Here is a 6,130-nt window from a genome sequence, read left to right as displayed (position 1 = left end):
TCAACTTGACCCAGGCCATGACCTCCTCGCCGTACCTCTCGTCGGGCACGCCGATGACCTGTACATCGGAGATGGCCGGGTGGGTGTAGAGGAAGTCCTCGATCTCGCGAGGATAGATGTTCTCCCCGCCGCGAATGATCATGTCCTTGATGCGACCGACGATGGCCACATAGCCCTCTTCATCCATGGTCGCCAGGTCGCCGGTGTGCATCCAGCCCGCATTATCGATGGACTTGTCGGTGGCTTCCTCGTTCTCCCAATAGCCCAGCATCACGCTGTAGCCGCGGGTGCAAAGCTCCCCGGTCTCGCCGCGAGGCACCACGGCACCGGTCTCGGGGCTGACCAGCTTGACCTCCAGGTGGGGATGGATCGTACCGACCGTGGTCACGCGCTTGTCCAGCGGTGCATCGGTCTGGGTCTGGAAGCTGACCGGGCTGGTCTCGGTCATGCCGTAGCAGATGGTGACGTCTTCCATGTTCATCTTGTCGATGACCTGGCGCATCACCTCGATGGGCAGATGGAGCCGGCCATGATGCCTGTGCGCAGCGTCGAGAGGTCGTACTGAGCGAAGTTGGGGTGCTCCAGTTCGGCGATGAACATGGTGGGCACACCATAGAGCGCCGTGGCCTTCTCGTCGGAGACGGCTTTCAGCGTTGCCTCCGGTTCGAAGCCGTCGCCCGGATAGATCATGGTGGCGCCATGGGTGACGCAGCCCAGGTTGCCCATCACCATGCCGAAGCAGTGGTAGAGCGGCACCGGGATCACCAGGCGATCCTTCTCGGTGAAGCCCATGGTGCGGGCCACGAAGAAGCCGTTATTGAGAATGTTGTGATGCGACAGGGTCGCCCCCTTGGGCGCCCCTGTGGTGCCGGAGGTGTACTGGATATTGATCGGATCGTCGAACTGCAGGGTGCCCTGGATCTCCGCCAGTTGCTCGGCGGAAATCTTGTCGGCATGCTCCAGCATGCCCTGCCAGGTGAGCATGCCGGGCAGGGCGAGGTCTGCATCGAGACAGACGACCCGCTTGAGTTCGGGAAGGCGTGCACAGGAAAGGTCGCTCGAAGCCAGCTTTTCACTAACCTCCGGTGCCAGCTCGGCCAGCGTGGCGACATAGTCCGACGACTTGAATTTCCCCTGAAGAATCAGCGTCGAGCTGCCCGATTGCTTGAGGGCATACTCCAGCTCGTGGGTACGGTAGCTGGGGTTGATGTTGACCAGTACCGCGCCGATCTTGGCGGTGGCAAACTGTGTGATGGTCCACTCGGCGCAGTTGGGTGACCAGATGCCCACGCGATCGCCCTTGTTGACCCCAAGGGCCAGCATGGCGCGGGCCGCCTCATCCACCGCGTGCTGCAGCTCCGTCCAAGTATAGCGTAGACCCTGATGCAGGCTGAGCAGTGCTTCGCCATCGGGGAAGCGTGCCACCGTCTCGTCGAAACAATCGCCGATGGTCTGACCCTTGAGGGGGGTATCGCTGATACCGCTGACGTAGCTGTTCTGGACGCGATTCTGTGAGTGTTGGCGTGTCATGGTGTTACCCGTCTTGTTGTTGCAAGAGAAATTGGAAAACTGGCACACGAGCTGGATTCAGGATGGCAATACGTGGCGACTTGGTAACAGGAAAAGCCGGCAGTGAAGTATCACTGCTGGTCCAGGCGCTTGAGGACGTCGCGGGCCCGCATCTCCACGTCATCGAGCTCTCGCTGCATCAGTCTTATGTCCTCGAGCTGTCGTTCCATGTTGGTTCGCTTGTCAGCCAGTATTTCCAGGAGTCGCTTGAGCTGGCGTGCGTTTCCATCAGGCATGGCGTCATACATCTCGATGACTTCACGTATCTCGGCCAGGGAGAACCCGAGCCGCTTACCCCGTAAGGTCAGCTTGAGTCGTACCCGATCCTTTTCATGATAGATGCGAGTCTGCCCTCGGCGCTCAGGTGCCAGCAGGCCTTCCTGTTCGTAGAACCGGATGGTGCGCGGCGTCACCTCGAACATTCGGGCCAGTTCCCCGATGGAATAGGTGCGGCGCTGCTGCGGCAGACTGCCATTGATTGCAGTGGTGGCTTCCGGTTCGGCTGTGCTCATTGCTACCTTTCCTGTGACTTGGTGGGCCGTTTGGGAGCCTGTCAGACTTAACGCTGATCTACTGCGAGACCCGGTCTTTCGGCCAATTTCATTCGATCTGATTCGTAAAATAGCGGGCTATTCGCCTCATCAGATCGATAAACTTGCCTCGAAATCCGAATCTCTCGCGACGATCGGTCAAATTCGACAGGCTCCTGGCGGTTTCCCTCCACTTAATCTGCAACACTAGACGACGTTGACGTTAACGTAAAGTGCTTGTAGACCAAGGGATGTATGCGATAAAACCTAGCAAGTGCTAGGTTGGTTGCCATCAGGCTTCGCGAATGGGGTTCTTTCACACCCATGGCGATCCGGCGACCTATCAGATACCACTACCTGGATCGAACATCTCGGTCGTACCATTCAGTCGATACATGAGGACACCTCGATGGATTTCTCCCTGACCGATGACCAGAAGGCGCTCGTTCAGGCGGCCGCCGACTTCAGCAGGGTCGAACTGGCCGACCACGCCGCCGAATGGGACGCAACCTCGCACTTCCCGGTCGACGTCATCCGCCGCGCCGGTGAGGCGGGGTTCCTCGGCATCTACATCCCCGAAGAGCGTGGAGGACTGGGCCTTTCTCGCCTGGATGCTTCGCTGATTTTCGAGCAGCTCTCCCAGGGCTGCATCTCGACGACCGCCTATCTTACCATCCACAACATGGTTGCCTGGATGGTGGCCAGCTGGGGCAGCGAAGCACTGCGTGAAAGCTGGGTGGACCGGCTGGTCAGCGGCGAGTGCCTGGGCTGCTACTGCCTCACCGAACCGGGGTCAGGCTCGGACGCAGCCAGCCTGCGCACGAAAGCCGTACGGGATGGCGACGAGTATGTCATCAGCGGTTCCAAGATGTTCATCTCGGGAGCCGGTGCCAACGACGTGCTCATTGTCATGGCGCGTACCGGCGGGCCTGACAGCGGCGCAAGTGGGGTGTCCGCGATCCTGGTGCCGGCTGATGCGGAAGGCATCGAATACGGCAAGAACGAAGAGAAGATGGGCTGGAAGAGCCAGCCGACACGTCTGGTCAGTTTCGATGGCGTCCGTGTGCCGGTCGGCAATCGCCTGGGTGACGAGGGCGAGGGTTTCAAGCTGGCCATGAAGGGGCTTGACGGCGGAAGGCTCAATATTGCCAGCTGTTCGCTGGGTGCGGCCCAGCATGCGTTGACCCTGGCTCGGGACTACATGGCCGATCGCAAGCAGTTCGGCCGTGAGCTGTCCAGCTTCCAGGCGCTGCAGTTCAAGCTCGCTGACATGGCTACCGAGCTGATGGCGGCGAGGCTGATGGTGCGCCAGGCGGCATGGCGGCTCGACAACAACGACCCGGACGCGACGGCCCACTGTGCCATGGCCAAACGATTCGCCACCGACATGGGTTTCAATGTCTGCAACGATGCACTCCAGCTCCACGGCGGTTACGGTTATCTCAGGGAGTTCCCGCTGGAGCGCATGGTACGTGACACCCGGGTGCACCAGATTCTCGAGGGCACCAACGAGATCATGCGGGTCATCGTGGCTCGTCGGCTGCTCGCGGACGGTGTGATCGAGGCGTTGCAGTAAGACTACGGATAACAATCAGGAGAACAGTGGCATGACGGAACTTGCGGTCATCTTCGACGAGCGCCCGACAAGGGACGGTGGGCGGATCGGCGTGGCCACCCTCAATGCGCCCAAATCGCTCAATGCCTTGACGCTGACCATGGCACAACAGCTCATGGCCAAGCTCGACGCCTGGGCAGTGGATCGCAGCATCGTGGCGGTCTGGCTCGAAGGCGCGGGGGAAAAGGCCTTCTGTGCCGGTGGCGATGTGGTGGCCCTGTATCGCTCCATGACCGAGGAGGGCGAGAACCGTGGGTCAGGTCGCGATAGTGTCTTTGCCGAGACCTACTTCACCACGGAATATCGGCTTGATTACCGGATTCACACCTATCCCAAACCGATCCTGCTCTGGGGTGACGGCATCATCATGGGCGGCGGCCTGGGCCTGACGGCCGGGGCTTCGCACCGGATCGTGACCGAAACCACACGCATCGCCATGCCGGAAATCACCATCGGTCTCTATCCGGATATCGGCGCCAGCTGGTTCCTCAACCGCATGCCGCCCGGTATTGGCGCCTATCTCGGCATCACCGGCGCCCAGTTGAATGCCCGGGATGCGCTGGATCTGGGCATGGCGGATCACTTCGTCCCCCGCGACAGACGGGAAGCCCTCCTCGAGGCCCTGGGGGAAGGGGATTTCGGTGCGCGCACGCCGCGGGACCTGCGAGACGGCGTGCAAGTGGCTATCGATGCCATGGAGGAGCGCTCCCCGGCACCTCAGGCGCAGGTATGGCCGCATCTCGACCATATTCAGAAGCTGGTAGGGCAGGTCGATGCGCCTACTGCCGTCAAGCAGATCCTGCGCGATACCCGTGACGATGCCTGGCTAGCCGCCAACCGCACACGCCTCGAGGCCGGCAGCCCGCTGAGCGCACACCTGGTCTGGCTGATGCTGGATCGTCATCGGCTTACCAGCCTGGCGGACGCCTTCCGCGATGAGCTGAACTTGTCGGTGCAGTGCTGCCGGCAGGGGGACATCGCGGAGGGCGTGCGCGCGTTGCTGATCGACAAGGACAAGAACCCCAGGTGGCGGCATGCCGACGTCGACAGCGTGCCACAGGCCGATCTGGATGCCCTGATGAGGCCGCTGTGGGACAGCGAATCGCACCCGCTGCGTGACCTCGGTACCGGCGAACGCGTAAATTGAATGCTGGGTTTACCGGCTGTAACCAACAATCAATAACGACTCTCAGGAGCGACTTGCATGAATATCGCCTTTATCGGACTGGGTAACATGGGCGCGCCGATGGCCGCCAACCTGGTCAAGGCCGGCCACGAGGTCAGCGTTTTCGACCTGGTGGATGCGGCCATGAAGAGCCTGGAAAAAGCCGGTGCCCAAGCCTGTGCCAGTGCACAGAGCGCCGCCAGCGGTGCCGATGTCATCATCTCGATGCTGCCCGCCGGTCAGCACGTAAGGCGCCTTTATCTCGGCCGAGAGTCTTCGCCGGGCCTGTTCGATGCCCTGGAAGGCAAGCCGCTGATTATCGACGCCTCGACCATTTCGCCGGAGGATGCCCGCTTCGTCGGTGCCGCTGCTGCCGAACGTGGGCTGACCTATCTCGATGCACCCGTCTCGGGTGGCGTGGGCGGAGCCCAGGCCGGCACGCTGACCTTCATCGTCGGGGGTACCGAAGCCGGGTTCGAGCAGGCCAAGCCCGTATTGGAAGGCATGGGCAAGAATATCTTTCATGCGGGCGAAGTCGGCTCGGGACAGGTGGCGAAGATCTGCAACAACATGCTGCTGGGGATCCTGATGAGCGGCACCGCCGAAGCCCTGGCGCTAGGCGTCAAGAACGGCCTCGACCCCGCTGTGCTCTCGGAGATCATGAAGCAGAGCAGCGGCGGCAACTGGGCGCTCAACGTCTACAACCCCTGGCCGGGCGTCATGCAGGGCTCGGCGGCGTCTCGCGACTACCAGGCGGCTTCCTGACCGACCTCATGGCCAAGGACCTGGGGCTCGCCTGGGAACTGGCCCTTGAGAGCAAGGCCACGGTGCCGATGGGCTCCCAGGCGCGTAACCTCTTCGCCCTCCATGCGTCCCAGGGTAACGGCGGCAAGGACTTCTCCAGCATCCAGAAACTCTTCCGCGCCGGCGAAGAGGATTGAGCGAGCGGCACCGTCGGTGGAGAATGCAGCTGTTGGAGCGCCGCTCTGCGTCGCGACTGGCGCCGTCAGGCGCCCCGGCGGAGGCTGAAACGTCGGTGGTGGTCGCGAACCCTGGCAACCCCGCCGGGGAGGCCTTCGGCCTCCAGTCGTGATCTGAAGATACTCCTACAGTGCGGTAGTCGCTTGTCATGGCAGGAAAAGAAGCTGTTGGAGCGCTGCACTGCATCGCGACTGGCGCCGGTAGGCGCCCCGGCGGAGGCCTGCTGCGTCAGCGATATTCGCCAGCGTTGSCGTCACCGCCTGGGAGGCC

At 61.9% G+C, this 6,130-nt stretch carries 3 protein-coding genes and 2 pseudogenes; 3 read left to right on the top strand and 2 right to left on the bottom strand.

Features of this window, described 5'->3' with window-relative positions:
- Together Q427_RS22315 and Q427_RS22310 are read right to left on the bottom strand one after the other, a co-directional pair.
- Positions 1-1,530 (bottom strand): annotated as a pseudogene (locus Q427_RS22315) (AMP-binding protein); the annotation flags it as partial.
- A gap of 110 nt (positions 1,531-1,640) precedes the next feature.
- Positions 1,641-2,081, bottom strand: coding sequence for a MerR family transcriptional regulator (locus tag Q427_RS22310; RefSeq protein ID WP_081786157.1), 441 nt, complete (start codon positions 2,079-2,081; stop codon positions 1,641-1,643).
- 427 nt (positions 2,082-2,508) lie between these two features.
- Between Q427_RS22310 and Q427_RS22305 the strand changes: the two genes are divergently transcribed.
- From Q427_RS22305 to mmsB, 3 genes and pseudogenes are all read left to right on the top strand, one after another.
- Positions 2,509-3,675: an acyl-CoA dehydrogenase family protein gene (locus Q427_RS22305; protein WP_043517391.1), complete on the top strand. Its 1,167-nt coding sequence runs from the start codon at positions 2,509-2,511 to the stop codon at positions 3,673-3,675.
- Positions 3,676-3,706: 31 nt separating this feature from the next.
- On the top strand, positions 3,707-4,861 hold the full coding sequence (locus Q427_RS22300) for an enoyl-CoA hydratase/isomerase family protein (protein ID WP_043517390.1): 1,155 nt from the start codon (positions 3,707-3,709) through the stop codon (positions 4,859-4,861).
- A gap of 57 nt (positions 4,862-4,918) precedes the next feature.
- A pseudogene (gene mmsB / locus Q427_RS22295) lies at positions 4,919-5,820 on the top strand (3-hydroxyisobutyrate dehydrogenase).
- Positions 5,821-6,130 lie beyond the last annotated feature (310 nt).

It is taken from the genome of Halomonas sp. BC04, from assembly GCF_000568385.1.
The sequence above is the reverse complement of the archived record's forward strand: the minus strand, read 5'-3'. Positions and strand labels throughout refer to the sequence as shown.

Coding starts and splice junctions, on each gene's coding strand:
- Q427_RS22310 (WP_081786157.1), bottom strand. CDS start 2,081: ATGAGCACAGCCGAACCGGAAGCCACCACTGCAATCAATGGCAGTCTG.
- Q427_RS22305 (WP_043517391.1), top strand. CDS start 2,509: ATGGATTTCTCCCTGACCGATGACCAGAAGGCGCTCGTTCAGGCGGCC.
- Q427_RS22300 (WP_043517390.1), top strand. CDS start 3,707: ATGACGGAACTTGCGGTCATCTTCGACGAGCGCCCGACAAGGGACGGT.